Here is a 21667-nt window from a genome sequence, read left to right on the forward strand (position 1 = left end):
CACAAATAAGTCTCTCTTTATTATATACTTTTCTAAAGACTTTTTTAGCGCTATTAACAAATTTTATTAGGGAAATTTTTTCTATATGCCAATGAGGGTATAGGGGGAATCTAAAAATCCACAGCACTTCTTGAATAAACACTAAAAAGAGCCTTACTTTTGAAGTAGGCTCCTGATGCTATTCCATTTAAATTATTTTACGAAGCTCCTGCTCCAGCTTCTTCTAATTCAACTTCCAATTCTCCTAAACGATGATATTCCGCTAAAACAGCTTCCTGGATTTTACCACGTGTTGAAGAATTAATTGGATGGGCGATATCGCGGAATTCTCCATCCGGCGTTCTTTTACTAGGCATTGCAACGAAAAGACCATTATTACCATCAATCACACGAATATCATGGACAACAAATTCATTATCCAAAGTAATAGAGGCGATAGCCCTCATTCGACCATCAGTATTTACGCGGCGTAATCTTACGTCAGTTACTTCCATTCCTGTTCACCACCTTAAATAAATTAAAAACTTAGAATATATATTCAACAAGGATAACGTATTCTCCTTTTTTAAAATGCTATTTTTTTAAAAAATGTAAATAATATTTATATTTTTTCTTTTATTGTTATTATTAGGATTTAATAGGGGGGTAGTAAGATGGTTACAACAAAAATAAAGATATGTAACGAAACTTTGCTTACGCTATCAGAGTGCTTGTTTAATACAAAAGCGTTACTATGAGGGCATGCACGAAAGTTGGAGCTTATGTATACAGCAAAAACTTGCCTGAAAAACAAGGTACTACTTTTATTCATAAAAAAACGCCCGTATTATTTAACGAGCGCAACTACTTCAATTTCAATTAAAGCGTCTTTAGGAAGGCAAGCTACCTCTACACAAGAACGTGCCGGCTTATGAGTTGAAAAATATTCACCATATACTTCATTAATACTGCTAAAGTCGTCCATGCTCTTAATGAAAACGGTCGCTTTAATAACAGTTTCAAAGGAAGCACCAGCTTCTTTTAATACAGCCTTCAGATTGTTAAATACTTGGTGAGTTTGTTCTCTAACATCACCCGTTACCATTTCCCCTTCCGCTGTAAGTGGAATTTGTCCTGAACTAAAAAAAAGATTATTGACGATAATTCCTTGTGAATATGGACCAATTGCAGCAGGTGCCTCGTTAGTACGGATAGATTTCATCATGCCCTCTCCTTTATCATTCAATTATTTAAATAATTACCTCTTGATACTGAGATTATTTTATCACGTTCATCTACTTCTGTTAATTTTATTAAAGAAACAAATTGATCGATAAGGCGTTCTTCTATTTCTTCTGACTCCACAAAAACAGTAATTCCAGCAAGAGTTGCTTTGAACTCATCTAGTAAGCTAACCATCCCTTTAACAGTACCGCCGGCTTTCATAAAATCATCGACAATCAGGACATTAGACCCTTCCTCTAGACTTCTTTTTGAAAGAACCATTGTCTGAATACGTTTAGATGATCCAGATACATAATTAATACTAACCGTAGGCCCTTCCGTTACTTTGTTATCTCTCCGAACAATCACAACTGGAACATTTAAATAATTGGCCACTGCATAAGCTAATGGAATTCCTTTTGTGGCCATGGTCATGATGACTTCTACCTGCTTATCAGCGTAAGCCGCAGCAATAATTCGACCAATCATATTAACTGTCTCTGGGTGACCCAAAATATCTGTCATATATAAATATCCACCTGGCAACAGACGTTCAGGGCTCGCTATAATACTGCAAAGATGATCGATAAAAGCGGTTGCTTCATCTGACTTAATGCCTACCAAGTATTTTACACCACCTGCAGCTCCAGGTACTGTCGTTAACGTTCCAATTCCTCTCTGTTCGAACGTGTCTTTAATAATGGTTAAATCTTCACTAATTGATGACTTTGCCGAACTGTATCTTTCGGCAAAAAAAGTGAGCGACACCAAGCGGCCGGGATGAGCAAGTAAATAATTTGTCATATCAATAAGCCTCTCGCTACGCTTAAATTTCATTTTAACACTCCTCGCCAAAAAAACGAATATTATGTAATAAATATAACACTAACGTCCGATTTTATTCAATAGCACTTAAATCACCTAACATCCTAACTGCATATACTTGATCGCAAAAGCCACGCAAGCCATTATAAATTCGCTGCATACGGGAATCATGTTCTACTAGACCAAACACCGTGGGCCCGCTTCCACTCATTAACACCGCATCTGCACCAAAGTTTTTCATTTGTGACTTAATATTCGCAACCTCAGGATATAATTGCAATGTAACTTGTTCAAGTACATTCCCAAGCCCATTGCATACTCTTTCATAGCTATTGTTTTCAATCGCAGAGATCATTTCCTTAATATTTGGATGGCTAATGTTCCCAACCTGGAGTCTTCGATAAATATCGGCGGTAGATACTCCAATTGTAGGCTTAGCTAGGACTACCCAACATTTAGGTGGAGCAGGTAACTGTACAATTTTCTCGCCTCTCCCTTTTGCTAAAGCAGTACCGCCATAAACGCAAAATGAAACATCTGAACCAATCTCTGCGCCAATTTCAGCAAGCTCGTCCATAGATAAATTTAATTTCCAAAGTTTATTCAACCCTCTAAGAGTAGCTGCCGCATCACTGCTACCTCCAGCTAAACCAGCTGCTACAGGGATATTTTTTTCTATAGCAATTTGAACCCCTGTGTTAATTCCATATCGTTGCTTTAATACGTATGCTGCTTGATAAGCTAAATTCCGATGATCATCAGGAACAAAACGATTATGTGATAGAATTTCGATTTGATTTCCACCGATCTCCTTCAGTTCAATTCTATCTGCCAAATCGACCGTCGTCATGATCATTTCCACCTCATGGTATCCATCCGGCCGCTTAAAAAGCACATCCAATGCTAAATTAATCTTAGCCGGCGCTTTCTCCATAAGCTTCAATATTTCCACCTACTTTTACGTTCTTCTAAAGTTCTTGTCCTATTTTATCATATTTGATTTCATTCTAAAGGTTTTTTCATGGTAATTTCAATGCATACTATTCAAAACTACAACGAAAATAAGAAATGTTTTAAAGGTGATATTGAGGTAGTGATAAAATGAAACTACAATCAATGAGGTCTTCGCTAAATCTTCGATAAAGCGACACTACTAACCTAACTCAATGAATCACAGAAGATAGACTAAATATGCGATGTCCTTTAGTCTATCTTCTGTGTGCCCCACATTCTGTAGGTGCAAACTTTACCTCTGCTTACGTATCAGTAAGTTTCACTGTATTTCTCAAATCAGGTTTTCATGGGATAAAAAGCCAGACCTATCCGCATGGCCATCTAACATTTTGTTAGACTCCATAAGTGGATAAAGGGTCTGGCTTTATAAACTAATGTGCAGCGATGATTTATTAAGTGTTCGGTAAAATTCGCTCAACCATGCTTGATTATCTTTTCTCCATCAATTGGCGCTCAGCCATTTCGATAGCAAGTTTAACCATATTACCCGCATCGCGTGCTCGTATTCCTCCCCAGCCTTCCTTTTGGACAACATCATAAAACCCCAATTCCTTAGCTAATTCTTCTTTAAGACCTGGTGACATGATGCCTTTTCTTCTGCCCAAACGAATCAGCCCCTTTTTATCATGCTGCACAATTCTAGTTTCTACATTCAGAAATAAAACATGAACTCCTTATTTATCCATTTGGAAATTTTATTGAATATCTATAATGGGTTAAAATGTCCATTCTCTTTTTCATCATATAAAGCCAGAAAAGTATTTAGCATAATAAAATAAAACTTTAACTTGTAAGTCATACTGCCCGTTAATAAGGGATAGACTTCGTATAGTGCGCTAGACAATAAAAAAAACAGCAAACAATAGTTTGCTGCCACTTAAAGTTACATTTCTTGCTGTTTATTCAAAAATGTTAATTCTACTGTTTCCGTTAATACATCTGCATAGCTGTAAGATACTCTTTCGAACGCATTTTCATCCTGATCGAGCTCAATCACAAAGACAGCCGGATAAGTCTCTGCTAACGTACCAAAACGTTCAACAGTTTTTCTTCTTCCGCCGTTTGCTTTTAAGAGCAACCGTTTCCCCAAATTGGAGTCTAGTGAATTTTTAATATCCGCTAAAGTTTTTGGCATTTCGGTCCACCTCACTAAGTTTAGTATATCACAAACCAGCAATAAGGTCAAACAAAATAATAAATTATATCAGCATTTAAATTTGTTTGTCAATATTTTTTTATGTAAATACGTAATAATTTAAATACATTTTTTATTATCTCTATTATTTAGAAAAATTATGTAAACCTTACGCTTCCAATCTTGTCCATATAAACCCATATCGCGCTACGTTAAACGGCACGACCCGAGTTTAAGGACAGATGTACACAAAGCAACTTTAATAAGACTGCTGTGTTGAAGCACTATTTATAATTCTCCATAACCTAGGTAGAATGACTACGTGCCCCACTTCCATTCGGATAAAAACAAAAGGGTGTCTCATAAGGGTCTGACCTCACACTTTAAATCAGTATTCGTGTTTCATACACGTGACTTATACTGTGGTTAGTTGTTGCGAGGTTCTGACCCTTTGCTTTTGGACCTCCCTTTTATTCATCTTTATTGATATTATATGGCATACCGGTTCTAAGAACTCCTCTCGTTTCAATACCCCCGAGTCCCTTTTCACCCGTTAATGTATTTCTAAGCACATCCCATACATGAATATAGTCGGTAAATGGCGTGAAGCTGACTTTAGCGACTATATACACAGGATCTAACGCATGTATATTCACTCTTGATGGTGAACTCGCAAAATTGGCACCTGCTTGAATTAACGACTCGAAATGTGATTGACAAGCCCCAGCAAAAATAACAAGTTGATCAAGGTGTGCGATTTTATTTCTTGCTTCTCGCACCGTTTGCACAAAATGCCTAGAATGCCGATAAGCATTTATGTCCTGAAGAGGACCTTTGGACTTCGAATATGCATCATGACCTGTAATAACCAAGATGTCTGGACGATATTGATCAATAAGACTACCAATGCGGATAGGCATCTCTTTCTCATTACAATAAACTCCTTTTACTGGAACTCCAATCTTTTCATATAATGTAAGGCATTTATTTAAATACGAGGCATCCCCATCAATATGCAACACTTTTCCCGGAATTTGAAAAAACTCCCCATTATACCGATACCCATCGCTTAATTGGTAATTACTTTTCTCTGTTTGTAACTGTTTATCTTGGTTAAATAAATGATACGATTGTTCTTGGAGAGCCTCGCTTGTTTTTTGCCGGGTTTGCCTTTCTTCTTCATTAATTTTAATTAAGTCGCTAAAAGGCGCATCTGCAATTAAGCGGATATCCTCACCGTATAGGATTGCAACCTGGCTTCCATCCACTAAATGTATGTCAATCACTCTGAATAAAATGTCACACCCATATGATGATCTTCCGACAATATCATTCACTCGTAAATTCATACTCTCACCTCGTGACAAGATAACATCATGTCTTGTCAGATTTTCATTCCTTTTACACTATGCATGCTCATCTCGATTTGTGAAATGTCCATATGGCCAATTCGTAATATTGGAAAAGTACATGCACCTAGGTTTAACATAAGAACGTATGACTAGAGGTATTAGACGGCTTTTAGCTAGATAGCAAAACATATAAAAAACATTCATAGGTGTCTGCCCAACCTAATGTTGAAATAAATTTCGGGTTCTCAAATTGTATAACCTTATGCAGGTGCGGACATATTTCAAAGCCCCGCCCCTTTTCCACAGAAAAAGAGGTTGTCCCAAAAGTGACCTCACACTCTATACACCGTTTATGTCATGTTCACGTCTTAAACGATATATAGGGATATTTGGTCTGACCTTTCGTTTTGGGGCAACCTCTTCTTACTCTGGTTTATTTAAAATAAAGAAGGAGTTCATCACTTAGTCTGCCGAATTCTTCAATAGATAAGGTTTCTCCTCGTCTTGTTGGGTCTATTCCGGTATGTCCCAACGCTTTTAGAATTTGATCTTTTTTAGATTTCCCATCAGGTAGTTGGCTCGTTAAATTATTAAGAATGGTCTTCCTACGCTGCGCAAAGCTTGAACGGGTCACTGTAAAGAAAAATTCTTCATCTTTTACTTCAACAATCGGTTTTGCTCTTTTCACTAATCGAATGACAGCTGAATCTACATTTGGCTGTGGCATAAACACCGTTTTTGGAACAATCATAACCGTTTCAGCTTCCGTGTAATATTGAATCGCGATTGATAAAGAGCCGTATTCTTTCGTTCCCGGTTTAGCAGCAATACGATCTGCCACTTCTTTCTGCAGCATCACAACCAATCCGCGAATTGGTAAATTTTCTGTCAATAATTTCAGAATGATTGGTGTCGTTACATAATAGGGAAGGTTCGCTACGACCATTACATCGTCGATACCTATAAATTCTTCTGCTATTACTTTCTCCACATCCGCTTTTAGAATATCTTCATGGATGACAGTTACATTATTGTAGGGTGATAATGTGTCTTTCAAAATAGGTAGAAGACGCTGATCAATTTCAAAGGCTGTCACTTTTTTACTACTCTTCGCGAGTTGCTCCGTCAATGCACCTATTCCTGGTCCAATTTCAATAGCACCACTCGCTTCAGTCAATTCAGCGTGTTCCACAATTCTTCGTAATATATTCGTATCAATTAAAAAATTTTGACCCAGACTCTTTTTAAACGCAAAACCGTACTTTTTTAAAATTTCCTGTGTACGAATCGGTGTTGCTATATCCTTATGCATGTTTTTCCTCCTGATCCATCTTGTTAATTGCATGATAAAAATCATCTCTTGAGATTTGGAACATCTTCAGCCTTTTATGTAACTGTTTCCCGTTTGTAAATCCGATTTTCAATAAAAGCCCAAGCTGCTCTCTTCTTTCCCGTGCACCTTCTCCGCCAATCAATCTTGCCTCGATTAGCTCTTCCTTGGAAATCTCTTCACTTGCATCCTCATCCATTGTTTGAGCTTCCTTCAATGCATTGCGAATCGCTTCAGGTAATGCGTGCTCAACACCGAGTCCCCTACCTGTCTTTGGCAACGCCTGCTCCTTAGATAAGAATGCATGCTTGCATCCCGGTACTTGTTCTGTGATTGTATTCCGTATTTTCTGTCCAGGGAAATCTGGATCAGTAAAAATAATAACGCCCCTCGTTTGCTGAGCAAGTGTTATTTGATCAATCACTGATTTATTAATAGCAGACCCATTTGTTTCAATGGTATCAGCGTTGACAGCCCGCTTTATTGCAACGGTATCATCTTTACCTTCTACAACAATAATTTCTTTAATTTTTCTCATATTTTCCTCCAAATAACTGAAACTATTTATCCCACATTAACGGACAGTAAAAGCCCGATTAGTGTCAGTGAAACTTACCGATGCATGAGCAGGGTAAAGTTTGCTCCCATGGATGTGGGTCACACAGACGAAAGCCTAACGGACATTGCGTACTTAGTCTGTGATTGTCAAACCGGGTTCGTAGTGTCGCTTTAAAACCTAGCGACACTAGAATGGGACAATCAGTGGGGGATGAAGAGTAACGTCACTGATTATGATTGAAGTTTCACTTTATAGTGTCACACCGTCTAATACTAATTAATATAGAAATGTGTATGTTTTAGGATCTTTAAACTTTACTTGTACCATTATAACGTAAAAAAGCAGGAGATATGCAATCCCCTGCCACTGTAAACTGATTAATTTAAGACGCGGATTTTCACTTTTTTTACTCCCCATCGGTATGCATCCGATTTTGAGGGAAAGAACACATCTATTTTATGTCCTTTAATAGCTCCACCTTTATCCGCTGCAATTGCATATCCATATCCTTCAACATATACCTTTGTACCAAGGGGTATCACTCTCGGGTCAACAGCGATGACTTTGGCATTAGGGTTTTGTTTTAGATTAACACCTGTAGCTGTGGTTCCTGAACAACCATTACAGCTTGCTGTGTAAGCAGTCGACGACACGTAAAGCTCCCTGCCTGAACCTTGAGAATTATCTTCTCCACGGGACACTTGGGCAACTAATTGTTTCGTCCCTACTGCTACCACTTTGTCTGTTTTTTCAGTTACAACTTTTTCAGATATAAGTGCACGATCAACTTCTTTACCGTTTTCTTTTGTAACTGCAAACTGCCTAGATATTATTCCGTTCTTACCTTCACGCACAACTTTTTCTTTACCTTTATGCAATGTATCGTCCTTCTTCGTGATGGTTGCAAACTGAACAGGTTCTTCCACTACATCGGTGACTTTTTCAATTCTTATGACGTTAACAGTATTCTGTGGTTGAACGTTTTCTGCCAGCTGTGGCTCAACTCGATCTAATTCATTGAGCTTCACACCTTGTTGCCTTAAAAAGTCAGCGACCGTAGTCGAAGTTGACCAAACCTGCTGTTCATTACCACCTAAAACTAGCTTTATTGGAAAAGCTCTTTCGATGGCAATCTGCATGTTATCTTCAATTTTTGAATCTTCAGAATGGCTAAGCTTATCATGTGTTGCAACATCCAATTTCTGTTCCGAAAGAAATTCCTCTACTTTTTTGGCTGTTGTCCAAATGACTGTTTCTTTTCCATCAATATTCAGCCTCACTTGCTGGGCTGGTCTCCACTCGACCTCTAACCCATCCTTTATGATACTGTCTTTCGAAGGATGTATATAATCTTCAGCTTTTGCAGTAATCTCGAATTCTGCCAATATATCATTTACGGTAGCGGCATGTGTTTTCACGATTGTTTTCTGTCCATTAAGCGTTAATGACACCGTGTTCTTTGTCCCTTGATAAAACAGCATTCCTACTGAAGCAGCGACTATTATCGTACCACCTAGCACAATAGCTATTCTTTTTTTCCCAAAAGACTTGGGAATTAGGTTTTTCATAGATTGTAATATAATGAAAAACTCCTCCTTCCTCTGGGTGATTATATAGACATTCTAACAAAGCTGTCAACTCATACAGTTCTTAATTTGGAAAGTAGTTCCTATTATGAACACTCTCTAGTAAATTGAAAAGGAAGAGTTATCGACACGTCTATCCCATGAACCACTTGAGATTTGTAGAACTTTTGAGAAACAAGTTTCCATTAGACAAATTTAGCGAGAAACTGACAAAAATTGCTGTCAGTTTATGCCGAATAATTTCTTTGCATTCCGAGTTGTTGCCTCAGCTACTTCTTCAAATGTAATCTCTTTAATTTCTGCAATTTGCTCTGCTACCAATTTTACATATGCAGGCTCATTACGTTTTCCGCGGAATGGATGAGGCGCAAGATATGGACAATCTGTTTCAATTAGCAAACGGTCTAGTGGTATTTCAGCAGCAACTTCTTTCGGTTTTTTAGCATTCTTAAATGTTACAGGTCCTCCAAGCGAAATGTAGAAGTTCATCTCTAAGCATTCCTTGGCAATTTCGGGGCTGCCGCTAAAGCAGTGCATAATGCCACCTACTTCATGTGCATTCTCTTCTTTCAGTATTTCAACAATATCTGCTGTTGCTTCTCTATTATGAATAATAATTGGTAGTTTTACCTTTTTCGCTAGCTTTATTTGTTTTCTAAACACATCTTTCTGGATGTCCTTTGGTGATTTATCCCAATGATAATCCAGTCCCATTTCACCAATCGCAACTATCTTAGGATGCGAGGCTAAATCCTCAATCCAGTTTAGATCTTCGTCTGTCATGTCAACTGCGTCAACAGGATGCCACCCTACTGCAGCATAGATAAAATCATATTTTTCAACCAATTCCATTGCACGTATTATCGTTGGTCGGTCAAACCCAACAACGACCATATTGGAAACGCCAGTTTCTTTCGTCCTTTGAATCACCTCTTCCAAATCTTCATCAAACTGCTTATCATTCAAATGAACATGTGTATCAAATAACATCATCTTCGCCCTCTCTAGTAATATTCTATTAGTAATTACAAGTTTTCATGTTTCTCATTTATGTAACAAATATATTACAAACAAAACTTCTACTGCATTAATATGTAATTATTTACTAAGAAAACTCAATCCAGAAGCAAGTTATCCCCACCTAATCACAATGGTGGCGGTGCAGAGCTGGATTTTAGATACTTTCTCGATAAAGTAAGTATACCCGCTAAATGGATTGGCCATATTAGTAAATCTTGAAGCCCCGTCCCCCATGTCCTTCACACTAAAACGCAAGAAAAACTCCTTTTATTTTACAAATCTTTTTTATCTTTGCAAACAGACTTTCTTTTCATCTGTAGTTTATCAAATACTTTTTTTATTATACTATACGAGTCCTATTCTTTTTAGCGATAGCCCATGGGTAAAATTATGATTGATAATAAGGTGAAACGTCAATCAGTTGGGGCATAACTACCCGTTAATGCAGAATATGAATATTGCTCTTTTGCTAGAGCCTCATGACTAATCTTTCATAAAATATATATCCAAAATCATTAGCGTTATACAGCATAAAAAAATGAAAAAAATAGCATAAAAATGTTTCACATGGAACATTTTTATGCTATTTATGATTATTATTATTTTACTTTTGAGCCATTTGGCAATGCATCAGGAACTGTTGCTACTGAAAGCTTTCCTTCACCGCTTCCTGCTAGAATCATCCCTTGTGATAATTCACCACGCAACTTCACAGGTTTGAGATTTGTTACACAAATTACTTTTTTTCCTACTAATTCTTCTGGCGTATAATATTGGGCAATTCCAGAGACGACTTGTCGCTTTTCATATCCTAGATCAAGCTGTAACTTCAGCAATTTGTCCGCTTTCTTAACAGGTTCCACTTCCAAAACTTGTGCAACACGTAATTCCACTTTCATGAAGTCATCAATAGTAATTTCATCTACTTCGGGAATTTCTTCTACTTTCGATTCTTCTTTCTTCGCTTCTGGTTGAGGAGCACTTCCTTGCATTTGCTCTTTAATAAACTCTATTTCTTCCTGCATTTCAAGACGTGGGAAGATAGGATCGCCTTTTTCAACCTTTGTTTGCGCTGGAATAAGACCAAATTTCTCTAAACTATCCCATGACTTTATTGTTTCGTCTGTAATAGTTAATTGATTAAAAATCTTCTCTGGTGTTTTTGTTAAAAACGGCATTAATAAAATAGCTGTTCTTCTTAACGTCTCAGCTAAATGCACCATTACACTTGCCAATTCTTCACGCTTGCCATCATCTTTTGCTAGTACCCACGGCTGTGTTTCATCAATGTATTTATTCGTTCTGCTTACTAGCTGCCAGATTCCAGAGAGTGCCACTGAAAACTCCATTTTCTCCATGGCTTCTTCATAGCTAACTACTGTATTTTCATTTGCTTCAAGCAAAGATTTATCAAATTCTCCAATAGAACCTTTATACTCAGGAATCACTCCATCAAAATACTTTTCAATCATCGCAACGGTACGATTCAGTAAATTACCTAAATCATTTGCTAAGTCAAAATTAATTCGTTCTACAAAGCCTTCTGGAGTAAACACTCCGTCAGAACCGAAAGGAACTTCACGAAGCAGATAGTAACGAAGTGCGTCTAGTCCGTAGCGGTCAATTAATGTTACTGGGTCGACTACATTTCCTTTCGATTTTGACATTTTTCCATCTTTCATTAGCAACCACCCATGCGCGAACACCTTCTTAGGAAGTGGAATATCAAGTGCCATTAACATGATTGGCCAATAGATCGTATGGAAACGCACAATTTCCTTCCCAACCAGATGAACATCTGCCGGCCAATAGTTTAGATAGTTTGAATCATCTTCTGTTCCATATCCTAGTGCGGTAATATAATTAGAAAGCGCATCAATCCAAACATAAATGACATGTTTAGGATCGCCTGGTACTTTAACTCCCCAATCAAAGGTTGTACGAGAAACAGCTAAATCCTCTAAACCTGGTTTAATAAAGTTATTAATCATTTCATTTTTACGTGATTCAGGTTGAATAAATTCAGGGTTTTCTTCGTAATATTTCAAAAGTCGATCTGCATATTTCCCCATCTTAAAGAAATAAGATTCTTCTTTCACTAATTCTACTGGATGGCCGCTATCTGGGCTCTTTCCTCCGATAACTTTTCCATTTTCTTTAATCGGGTCGACTAATTGAAGCTCAGTATAGAAAGTTTCATCTGGAACAGAATACCAACCCTCATACTGGTCTAAGTAAATATCTCCTTGATCAAGTAATCGTTTAAATATTTTCTCTACCACATCCTTATGACGAGTTTCCGTAGTTCGAATAAAGTCATCATAGGATATATCAAGCTTCGTCCATAAATCTTTAATTCCAGAAACAATAGTATCCACGTATTCCTGTGGGGTAACTCCTTGTTCCTCAGCTTTTCTTTGAATCTTTTGTCCATGCTCATCTGTACCTGTTAAATACATAACATCGAATCCACGCATACGCTTGTAACGAGCCATTGCATCACCAGCTACCGTTGTATAGGCATGTCCAATATGTAAATTCCCACTTGGATAATAGATTGGGGTTGTAATATAAAATGTCTTCAGTTTTTCTTCCATTGTTTTTTCCTCCTATCATATGTAAATCCTTAAATGATGTTCACTACCTTAGTTTTTAACCTATACCTCTATATTACCTTATCTCACCATAAGAGCGATAAAGAAAATCTATTGAGATTAACTTTTAATAGAGACAAAGTTACAGAATTTAATCGGTTAGGGCTTTTTGTATAAAGGACATGGGGATGGGCCCCGCGACTTACTAATATCTATATATCAGGGATACTGATTTATTGAGAAAGCATCCAAAATTCCAGCTTCACACCGCCACCATTGAGATTAGGCGAGTATAGCGTGCTTCGTGATATATCCTTCATGATAAGTGGTAACGTTTTAACGCCATATTCCTCTTTATGAAAGAAAATCAATATGGCCTTGAAAACTTATACAAAAGTTAAAATCTATATAAAAGGTCTATATTCACAAAGCTTAATAGCATGATCAGTTGTTGGCTCCTAATATTAATTAGGCTCCGCAACACTAAATGACAGCTTTTTAAACGTGAGTTTTTCTTATTGTCAGCATTACCTCTTATACCCAAAGAATATACCTAAAATCACTAACAATCGCAACTCATTTCCCAATCCAAACATCTTACTAACAATAGGATTATCCATTACTGTTTTCTTTCAATCGGTAAATTGTTACTGATTGAAAATATCTAAAAATTTTTACTATTGATTTCCTTTAATTAACATTTTCTCTTGTGTTTTAAATTTGTGAAGAAGTATAATGAGAAAAGGGTAAATAATCATATTTTTAAAGAATTTTACATAAGGTATTTTGTCGAATTATGTCGAAATGAAGAATAAAGCGAAAGGATAAAATGTAATCATATTTTCATTCCTTTGTCATTCATTCAGATAACTGTTTTCAATAAATCCTTAAGTTTAACCTGTTTTTTTTTAGTTTTTTTCAAAAAAATGTATAAACCTAAATAAAAGGATTGACGAATTTGGGAATGGCTGGTATTATAATATTTATAAAAATTGTCGAATATTGACGAATAGAGATAAAAGGTACTAGAATACTATAATAATTGAGAGGAGATTTTCATATATGAAATCTACAGGAATTGTACGTAAAGTTGACGAATTAGGGCGGGTAGTAATTCCAATCGAATTACGCCGTACATTGGGAATTGCAGAAAAAGATGCTTTGGAGATCTACGTAGATGATGAGCGCATTATTTTGAAAAAATACAAGCCTAATATGACTTGCCAAGTTACTGGCGAAGTTTCTGATAATAATTTAACTCTTGCTAACGGCAAATTAATTCTTAGCCGCGAAGGTGCAGAACTACTTATTAAAGAAATTCAACAAAATATGCAATTAGAAACTGTTTGATTCCTTTTTGCACTTTTAAGAAGGCTTCCTTGGGAGAAGCCTTCTTTTTTATTGACCCATTTGGAGTAATTCGCGATGGTTATGTTACCCATTTACATGATAAGCTTGATATACATCTCTTTTCTGTACACCTCGATCTATTGCAGTCTGTTTGATAGCATCTTTTGAGCTAAGCTGTTTTTCATCGATATAATATTGAACATGCTCAGCAAGCTCCATACTTTGCCACCATACTTCTTCTGCTTGTTCCTCTACAAATTCTGCCCCTTCAATAATCAGGCAGAACTCGCCCCTTATTTCATTTTCAAAAGCCCATATTTGTGCTTCGTCTAACGTACCTCTAATAAATTCCTCAAATTTCTTAGTCAGCTCTCGACATAGAACAATTTTTCTATTTCCGAGCACTTCACGCATATGTTTTAACGTATCTTTTAACCGGTGCGGCGATTCATAGACAATCCATGTTGCCTCCATCTTCTTTAACTTCTCCAACTCCTTTTTCTTTTCTTTTGCATTTCGCTGCAAAAAGCCATAAAAGTAAAAAGGCTGTGGAACTAGTCCTGAAGCAATTAAAGCAGTAAGCGCAGCATTTGCACCTGGTAATGGTATAACCGGTATACGCTGTTCTAGTGCTTCTTGGACGAGTTCGAACCCAGGGTCTGATATAGTTGGCATCCCCGCATCACTTACTAACGCAATCGTCTGCCCTGTCAGAAGCCGCTCAATCATCTGCTTCCCACTCGCTTGTTTATTATGTTCATGATAACTAATGACTTGTGTTTCGATTTCAAAGTAATTACAAAGCTTTCTTGTATTCCTTGTATCTTCAGCAGCAATAACGTCTGCTTCCTTTAGAATCTTTAAAGCTCTGTAGCTTATATCCTCCAAATTCCCAATCGGAGTTGGCACTAAATATAAAACGGATTGCTGTCCTTCCTTTTCAAAGCTTTTCTGTTGCCACATCTACATTCTCCTTGCCTACAATTTTTTCTTTTTGTTTTCGAGATAACTGCTTAAATCGATACTCCGCCTGCATTGCTTCCTTTTTTCTTGGATACGATTCAAAATAGACAAGCTTTACCGGCCCGCGGCCTCGTGTGTATTTAGCACCCTTTCCTTCATTATGAAGCATTATCCTTTTTTCTAAATCATTTGTATATCCCGCATAATAACTATGGTCCCGACACTCAAGAACATAGAAGATATGATTATTCTTCTCCATATAAAATCCTTCTAACCTCAGGAGTATACATATTATCCTCATCGTATACGACAAGCGGTGGCAAAACTTTTAAATCAGGACTTCCATCCTTAATCCCTTCTATTAAAATAGTGTTCGCCTCTTTCTTTGCTTTCGGATAAACAAATTGTAAACGTTTTGGTTCCAACCGATGCTTTCTCATTAAACTAAGAATATCCATCAGCCTTCCTGGACGGTGAACAAAGGCCGCCTTTCCTCCCTGACGTAACAATTGGCTTGTATTCTGAACGACATCTTCTAGTGTACACATAATTTCATGTCGTGCTATCGCAAAGTGTTCATTCCGATTAATTTCTTCTTGCGATGGTGTTGGAAAATAAGGGGGATTACATGTAACAACGTCAAATTTATCATTCCCAATTTCTTTTGGGTATACTTTGATATCGCCATGTATCATTTGAATCTGTTCAGAAAGACCGTTATATTGAATGCTTCGCTCAGCCATATTAAATAATCGTTCCTGTATTTCAACCCCGGTTATCTTTGCCTTTGTTCTTGTGCTAAGTAAAAGGGGAATCACCCCATTCCCTGAACAAAGATCAACAATTCTCCCCTTTTGAATCGGGATATTTACGAATTTCGACAAAAGAACCGCATCAAGAGAAAATGAAAATACACTTGGGCTCTGAATAATTCTCAAATTTTCTGCCAATAAATGATCGAGGCGCTCATCATCAATTAATTCTGTCATCTTCTCCACTCCAGTTTCAAATCTTTATAGAAATATTGTTTATATAACGAAAAAAGGGCTGTCCCAAAAGGTTCGGACCTCACACTCTATACATCGTTTATTATGTCATTTACACATCATAAACAATATAGTAGTTGTGGATCTCGATCCTTTCTATATGGGACAGCCGCTAAGCTTACTTTTTATTCAAAAAGGACAGACAAAACAAACAATCGCCCTCTTTTCTCAGGCTACCAAAATGCAAATTACAAATATGGAAGCCTTCTTGATATAAACGAGCTAGATTATCATAACCTTCGCCGACATCCACTGTCTTATCATCAGGGCTTTCTTTCCGTACCTTTGCTTTGGTTTTATCTTTTGTAGAAGGGCTAGGATTCTCTCCAAGGTTTAGACGCCTGCGCAAATGTTCATTCTCAAGCTTAATAGATTGATTATCCTCAAGAATCTCTGCAAGATGTTGCTTCAATTCCCCAAGCTGTGTATATAAATGACCAATTTGGGCTTCCATGCTCGTTACTGATTCAAATATATCTTTCTTATCCATGCTTTCCCACCACCTTGTTAATCTGTGGCTTGAATAGAAACGGCTCCCTCGTTTAGAATCTCATCTAACGTAAACTCTAATACTCTATTCTGTTCGACTAATTCAACTTGAAGAACTCGTTCTAGAATATTAAGCCCCACTACCTTGCCTTTTCCATTTGGTGTCCGAATCATTTCACCTAAGTCAGGAAGCAATTCTTTCGCATTTTCATACTCATCATTTTCATATTTAAGACAACACATCAAACGTCCGCATAACCCTGAGATTTTGGTCGGATTAAGCGATAAATTTTGATCTTTGGCCATCTTAATAGACACTGGTTCAAAATCGCCGAGGAATGTTGAACAACAGAGCATCCTGCCACATGGTCCTATTCCTCCCAGCATCTTCGCTTCATCTCTAACACCAATTTGGCGTAATTCAATTCGCGTTCTAAAAATGGCAGCAAGATCTTTTACTAAGTCACGAAAATCTACCCGACCATCTGCAGTGAAATAAAAAACAACCTTATTGCGATCAAATGTATATTCGACATCAACCAGTTTCATATCAAGCTGATGTTCTTCAACCTTTTTACAACATGTATCATAAGCTTCAATAGCAGCAGACTTATTTTCCTCGACAATTAGCTTGTCCTTCACGTCAGCAACTCGAAGTACTTTCTTCAATGGCAGTACAACGTCGTTCTCGTCTACTTGTTTCCTTTCCGTAACAACTTTGCCGAATTCTACTCCACGCACAGTTTCTACGATAACGAAATCATCCTTTGGAATGATAAGCTCGCCTGGATCAAAGTAGTATATTTTGCCCGCCTTTTTAAAACGGACCCCTACAACATTATACAAATGATGACCCCTCCTGCAAATTCAGCACAAGCTGTTCCATTAACAGCTGCGGATTTGTATTGGACATTAGCTTCCGTTTTGCTTCCAAAATAGAACTCATCTGCTCAGCCAATCGCCTTTGAGTAAGATGAAGGGCGCGCGACTCCAATTCCTCCCGTAAATTTTGAAAGACAACCTGGTCACGTCTATCCAACTGAATATATAATAAATCCTTATAAATAAGAAATAAAAGATCTAAACCACGGTCCAGTTGATCTCTTTCTTTAAAGTGTGTAAACCACTCCTGCTGAAGAAATAGCAAAGCCTTCAGTGAATTTGTATTTAACACTTGATATAATTTTACCACTATTTTTTGGGATTGTGCAAACCATTCCTCTGACCCCATCAGGATTCCCTCTTCAAAGTTCTGCGTTAGATGAGATATAATAGATGACTTTTGTATATCCAATCCATGATTCAGTAACCTTTTCTTTACCATTTCTGGCGACAATGGTTTAAAGGATAAGGTTTGGCATCTTGATAAAATGGTAGGTAAAATTCGTTGTATTTGTTCGGTCATTAATATAGCAACCGTGTCTTGAGCAGGCTCCTCTAAAAACTTCAACAAACTATTTGCAGCCTGTACAGACATTTTATCGGCACTTATAACTAAATAAATTTTTCGTTTTGACTCTACACCCTTTTTAGAAAATTCCTCTTGGAGATTTTTAATTTGATCCTTTTTGATTGAAAGCCCATCCGGTTCAATAAAATGGACATCGGGATGATTTCCACTCATAATCCGTTTACAGTGACTGCATTGATTACATGGTTCTAAGTCATCTTTCAATTCTTCACAAAGCAGGCTTTTCGCAAAAAGCATACCCATTTCTTTCTTACCTGTACCCTTCTCCCCATCAAAGAGATACGCATGGGCAACCCTATGCCGGAGAATACTATTCTTCAGCATTCCAGTAATTTGTGGCTGTAGTTCAAATAGATCCTTCCAGGTTTGTGTCAAAACAAATCAACTCTCTTACATCTATAAAATAAAGAAACTTTATCCCGCATTAACGGAAAGTCAAAACACCCACCTCAAGGCTTAAAGGAAGTGTAGGTGGGGGATGGAACCCCCACTGATTGAAATTTCACTTTATGATTTAAAACTTTAAAATTGTAAAAACTGTTCAATCGGTAATACAAAAACCGTTGCTCCCCCAACTTGAATTTCAACTGGGTAGGGTACGTATGAATCTGCATTCCCTCCCATTGGAGACACAGGTGCGACCAGCTGTTCGCGAGATTGGCAGTTTTTCTTAATGACTTCTAATGCTTTATCTACGCGATAGTCATCTGTACCAATCATAAATGTCGTATTCCCTGATTTTAAGAAACCACCTGTACTCGCAAGTTTGGTTGCTCTAAAATTATGATCTACGAGCTCTGTAAGTAGTCTTTGGCTATCTTTATCCTGTACAATTGCAATAATCATTTTCATGCCTATCATCCTCCATTGCAGTTGTTTGGTCGAGGAGCAGACCATTTTCTCTTAATTATAACAATTATTTATACCCTTAACAGTGATTATTAGGCATTTTTTTATGCTACTTGTACTGGACACCCAAATTTATTAAAAAAAGAAAGCGAGCAGTTCAATTACTTAAACAGACGCTTTCATAAATATTATTATTGGATACGTTCCTTGATGAATTCAATTACTTTCTTCTTAGTCGTAGCGATGACAGTTTCTAAAGGCTGCTCGGCATCGACGATATAAAATCTTTCTTTAAAGCGTTCCATAATGATTTGGTAGCCTTCTCTCACTTTTTCATGAAATTGTAACTCTTCCATATCAAGACGATTGACTTCGCGTTCCTGATTATTATGGACGCGTTTGAGCCCTAAAGCCGGATCAATATCAAAATATATTGTAAGCTCAGGCATAACCCCTGCTATCGCAAACTGGTTTATATTATATACTTCATCAATACTTAATCCTCTTGCATGGCCTTGATAAGCAAGAGAGCTATCAATAAAACGATCACAAAGAACAATCACGCCACGATCCAAAGCAGGCATAACCTTTTCTACTAGATGCTGCCTTCTTGCAGCTGCGTATAATAAGGCCTCAGTTCTTCCGTCCATTTCTGTATTATCTTTATTTAAGATGACTTCTCTAATTTGTTCAGATATAGGAATTCCACCCGGCTCTCTTGTAATAGCCACCTGATATCCAGCATCAGTCAGTTCATCTCTTAGCTTATGAAGAACCGTTGTTTTACCTGCCCCTTCAGGACCTTCAAACGTAATAAATATTCCACGACTCATGCTTATTTTACCTCCAGCCAAACTTGTTTAACTATGTAAGTATACCATCTCAAACTAAAAAGGTCATACGTAAACCAAAAGCTTTCCATTCCTCAATTCCCTTCCACCATGAAACCTTGATCCATCCATGATGATCTGTTCTAAATATTGTATTTGTTCTTCGGTTATGCGTTCCCCCATCATTATTAGTGGAATTCCTGGAGGATAGGGTGTGACCATTTCAGCAGCAATCATCCCCATGCTCTTTTGAAATGAAATAAACTGCATTTTTCTTTTCTTCATTTCTGGATAAGTTAAGGCCAGGGGAGTAATCAAGCCACTTTGCTTATAAACCAGATCATTCTTTACTTCTCCTTTTCCAACGCATACTACATCTGCAATCACGGATGCAATATTTTGAAAATATTCTGAGCTGTTTTCTTTCATTAACGGGAGGACAAGCAAGACATTCTTATGATCTGCAAGCTCTGTAAACACACCTTTTTCTTCTAATCGATGTTGAAATTCAAAGCCTGTTATATTTTTATGAGACCGTATCGTTATTTTCAAGGGATCGAGCATATCCTTTTTTAGCAATTCAATATGACGGATTTCGTCTAATTCTTTTCGAAATCCAAGAATATTCTTCATCAAATCAGTTTTATCATTCTCCCCAAATGAAGCCAAATAAAACCGTGCTAAATCTAATGATGCCATGATCGGATATGAAGGACTGCTAGTCTGAAGCATTTGTAAATAGAATTCTACTTTCTCTCGTACTATCAAAGAGCTATTTATATGTAAATATGACCCCATTGTCATCGCTTGAAGGGTTTTATGGGCTGAATGGACAACAATATCAGCACCAGCCTCAATTGCACTTTGGGGGAATGGATCTCCAAGACTAAGGTGAGCACCATGTGCTTCATCTACTAATACAGGGATCCGCTTTGAGTGCGCAAACTCTATAATCTCACTCAAGCCCCCACAATGTCCATAATAGGTAGGATGCGTAACAATAATCGCCTTCGTCTGTGGATATAACCTAAATGCCTCTTTAACTGACTCAAGTTGCAGCCCTTCAGAGATTCCCCAATCCTCATCAACTTTTGGCTCTATAAAAACGGGTTTTACAGAAGCCAGCATTAAACCATTTAAAACAGATTTATGACAATTCCTCTGAACAAGTACCGTCTCGCCTTCATTAAGGCTGCCAAGAATCATAGCCATATTTCCCACAGTTGATCCATTTACAAGGAAATAACTATTCCTAACACCATAAAGACAAGCCAACAAATTCTGTGCCTCTAATATCGGTCCTTCAGGTGCATGAAGATCATCCAATCCACTAATCTCCGTAACATCAATAGAGAGCAATGGATCGAATAATGATCGAGCTCTCTCTGCAAAAACCATTCCATTTTTATGCCCTGGTACATGAAATGACCTTGTCTGCTTTTCTTTATGACGGATAAGCGCATCAAACAACGGTGTATTTTCTTGATTCATACTATTACCTCTCTACTATTATCTTATCCTCTCATTTTATCAAAGATTACTATTACAACATAATGATACATGATTTGCATTTTCCTACATGCACTTAAGCTATGTAATCTATTTCTCAAGCAGGTATAGAGGCCACTTAATTCGCCTCAATACCTACCTATATTTAAATGATTGAATCCTTACGAATAAATTTCCGGCGTTTTCACTTTTTTTAACCGTTGTAAGTAATACTTGTACCTTGGATCATCTGTCTCCGTTCCAATCATATCTAGCTCACATTGTTTACAAATGAAAGAAGTATATAAGTGTATTCCATCGTCTTTAACCTGATCACACACAATGCAGGTTTCCTCTGTATTCTTCTTTAATGTGCTCATTTCCAAACTATCCACCTCCCTATTTGCATTCTCCCCCCAAAAACACTATTGTATACAATTTTCAAAACAGTGTGAGAGATACTGATTCATTTGCCTATAATAATGTATGAAAGAGTTTTTCAATGTGTGTATGTCTACCTATTTTATTTTCCTTTAGAACAAAAAAGAGACCAGCTATAAATA

At 37.2% G+C, this 21667-nt stretch carries 23 protein-coding genes; 1 reads left to right on the forward strand and 22 read right to left on the reverse strand.

The window, feature by feature from the left end:
- Positions 1-197: 197 nt before the first annotated feature.
- From spoVG to metG, 12 genes are all read right to left on the reverse strand, one after another.
- Entirely contained in the window at positions 198-494 is a 297-nt protein-coding gene (gene spoVG / locus V179_RS0104775) for a septation regulator SpoVG (protein ID WP_028390521.1), read from the reverse strand.
- 332 nt (positions 495-826) lie between these two features.
- Entirely contained in the window at positions 827-1204 is a 378-nt protein-coding gene (locus V179_RS0104780; RefSeq protein ID WP_028390522.1) for a RidA family protein, read from the reverse strand.
- A 17-nt stretch (positions 1205-1221) separates the two neighbouring features.
- Positions 1222-2040 (reverse strand): pur operon repressor, encoded by an 819-nt coding sequence (gene purR, locus V179_RS0104785; protein ID WP_028390523.1) that lies wholly within the window; start codon positions 2038-2040, stop codon positions 1222-1224.
- A 61-nt stretch (positions 2041-2101) separates the two neighbouring features.
- Positions 2102-2971 carry a 4-(cytidine 5'-diphospho)-2-C-methyl-D-erythritol kinase gene (ispE, locus tag V179_RS0104790; protein WP_028390524.1) on the reverse strand — a complete coding sequence of 290 codons (870 nt, stop codon included), beginning with the start codon at positions 2969-2971 and terminating at the stop codon, positions 2102-2104.
- Between the two features lie 499 nt (positions 2972-3470).
- The gene (locus V179_RS0104795; RefSeq protein WP_028390525.1) at positions 3471-3647 is read right to left on the reverse strand and encodes a small, acid-soluble spore protein, alpha/beta type; all 177 of its coding nucleotides are present in this window, start codon (positions 3645-3647) and stop codon (positions 3471-3473) included.
- 278 nt (positions 3648-3925) lie between these two features.
- Entirely contained in the window at positions 3926-4177 is a 252-nt protein-coding gene (gene veg, locus V179_RS0104800; protein WP_028390526.1) for a biofilm formation stimulator Veg, read from the reverse strand.
- Between the two features lie 470 nt (positions 4178-4647).
- On the reverse strand, positions 4648-5526 hold the full coding sequence (gene yabG / locus V179_RS0104805; protein WP_028390527.1) for a sporulation peptidase YabG: 879 nt from the start codon (positions 5524-5526) through the stop codon (positions 4648-4650).
- A gap of 436 nt (positions 5527-5962) precedes the next feature.
- Complete coding sequence (gene rsmA / locus V179_RS0104810; protein WP_028390528.1) at positions 5963-6841, reverse strand: 16S rRNA (adenine(1518)-N(6)/adenine(1519)-N(6))-dimethyltransferase RsmA; 879 nt, start codon at positions 6839-6841, stop codon at positions 5963-5965.
- On the reverse strand, positions 6834-7397 hold the full coding sequence (rnmV, locus tag V179_RS0104815) for a ribonuclease M5 (protein WP_034300637.1): 564 nt from the start codon (positions 7395-7397) through the stop codon (positions 6834-6836). The genes rsmA and rnmV overlap by 8 nt, the downstream gene beginning before the upstream one ends.
- A gap of 398 nt (positions 7398-7795) precedes the next feature.
- Positions 7796-8947 carry a ubiquitin-like domain-containing protein gene (locus V179_RS0104820; RefSeq protein ID WP_407637229.1) on the reverse strand — a complete coding sequence of 384 codons (1152 nt, stop codon included), beginning with the start codon at positions 8945-8947 and terminating at the stop codon, positions 7796-7798.
- A gap of 279 nt (positions 8948-9226) precedes the next feature.
- On the reverse strand, positions 9227-9994 hold the full coding sequence (locus V179_RS0104825; protein ID WP_028390531.1) for a TatD family hydrolase: 768 nt from the start codon (positions 9992-9994) through the stop codon (positions 9227-9229).
- Positions 9995-10623: 629 nt separating this feature from the next.
- A complete protein-coding gene (gene metG / locus V179_RS0104830; RefSeq protein ID WP_028390532.1) occupies positions 10624-12621 on the reverse strand; it encodes a methionine--tRNA ligase in 1998 nt (665 codons plus the stop codon).
- Between the two features lie 1059 nt (positions 12622-13680).
- Between metG and V179_RS0104835 the strand changes: the two genes are divergently transcribed.
- A complete protein-coding gene (locus V179_RS0104835; protein ID WP_028390533.1) occupies positions 13681-13968 on the forward strand; it encodes an AbrB/MazE/SpoVT family DNA-binding domain-containing protein in 288 nt (95 codons plus the stop codon).
- Positions 13969-14052: 84 nt separating this feature from the next.
- Here V179_RS0104835 and rsmI read toward each other — a convergent pair whose 3' ends face one another.
- From rsmI to V179_RS0104885, 10 genes are all read right to left on the reverse strand, one after another.
- A complete protein-coding gene (gene rsmI / locus V179_RS0104840) occupies positions 14053-14931 on the reverse strand; it encodes a 16S rRNA (cytidine(1402)-2'-O)-methyltransferase (RefSeq protein WP_028390534.1) in 879 nt (292 codons plus the stop codon).
- Positions 14909-15190, reverse strand: a complete 282-nt coding sequence (locus tag V179_RS0104845; RefSeq protein ID WP_028390535.1) for a GIY-YIG nuclease family protein — start codon at positions 15188-15190, stop codon at positions 14909-14911. Before V179_RS0104845 ends, rsmI begins: the two co-directional genes overlap by 23 nt.
- Complete coding sequence (locus tag V179_RS0104850) at positions 15177-15920, reverse strand: tRNA1(Val) (adenine(37)-N6)-methyltransferase (protein ID WP_028390536.1); 744 nt, start codon at positions 15918-15920, stop codon at positions 15177-15179. Before V179_RS0104850 ends, V179_RS0104845 begins: the two co-directional genes overlap by 14 nt.
- A 175-nt stretch (positions 15921-16095) precedes the next feature.
- Positions 16096-16467, reverse strand: a complete 372-nt coding sequence (gene yabA, locus V179_RS0104855; RefSeq protein WP_028390537.1) for a DNA replication initiation control protein YabA — start codon at positions 16465-16467, stop codon at positions 16096-16098.
- A 17-nt stretch (positions 16468-16484) separates the two neighbouring features.
- Positions 16485-17312: a PSP1 domain-containing protein gene (locus tag V179_RS0104860; protein WP_028390538.1), complete on the reverse strand. Its 828-nt coding sequence runs from the start codon at positions 17310-17312 to the stop codon at positions 16485-16487.
- Positions 17305-18312 carry a DNA polymerase III subunit delta' gene (gene holB / locus V179_RS0104865; RefSeq protein WP_028390539.1) on the reverse strand — a complete coding sequence of 336 codons (1008 nt, stop codon included), beginning with the start codon at positions 18310-18312 and terminating at the stop codon, positions 17305-17307. Before holB ends, V179_RS0104860 begins: the two co-directional genes overlap by 8 nt.
- A 147-nt stretch (positions 18313-18459) precedes the next feature.
- Positions 18460-18789 carry a cyclic-di-AMP receptor gene (locus tag V179_RS0104870; RefSeq protein WP_028390540.1) on the reverse strand — a complete coding sequence of 110 codons (330 nt, stop codon included), beginning with the start codon at positions 18787-18789 and terminating at the stop codon, positions 18460-18462.
- 188 nt (positions 18790-18977) lie between these two features.
- Complete coding sequence (gene tmk / locus V179_RS0104875) at positions 18978-19619, reverse strand: dTMP kinase (protein ID WP_028390541.1); 642 nt, start codon at positions 19617-19619, stop codon at positions 18978-18980.
- Between the two features lie 63 nt (positions 19620-19682).
- Positions 19683-21107: an aminotransferase class I/II-fold pyridoxal phosphate-dependent enzyme gene (locus tag V179_RS0104880; protein WP_028390542.1), complete on the reverse strand. Its 1425-nt coding sequence runs from the start codon at positions 21105-21107 to the stop codon at positions 19683-19685.
- 179 nt (positions 21108-21286) lie between these two features.
- The gene (locus V179_RS0104885; protein ID WP_028390543.1) at positions 21287-21484 is read right to left on the reverse strand and encodes a sigma factor G inhibitor Gin; all 198 of its coding nucleotides are present in this window, start codon (positions 21482-21484) and stop codon (positions 21287-21289) included.
- Between the last annotated feature and the right edge of the window lie 183 nt (positions 21485-21667).

Origin of the sequence: Bacillus cihuensis, from assembly GCF_000504145.1 — a bacterium.
GTDB lineage: Bacteria > Bacillota > Bacilli > Bacillales > DSM-1321 > Peribacillus > Peribacillus huizhouensis.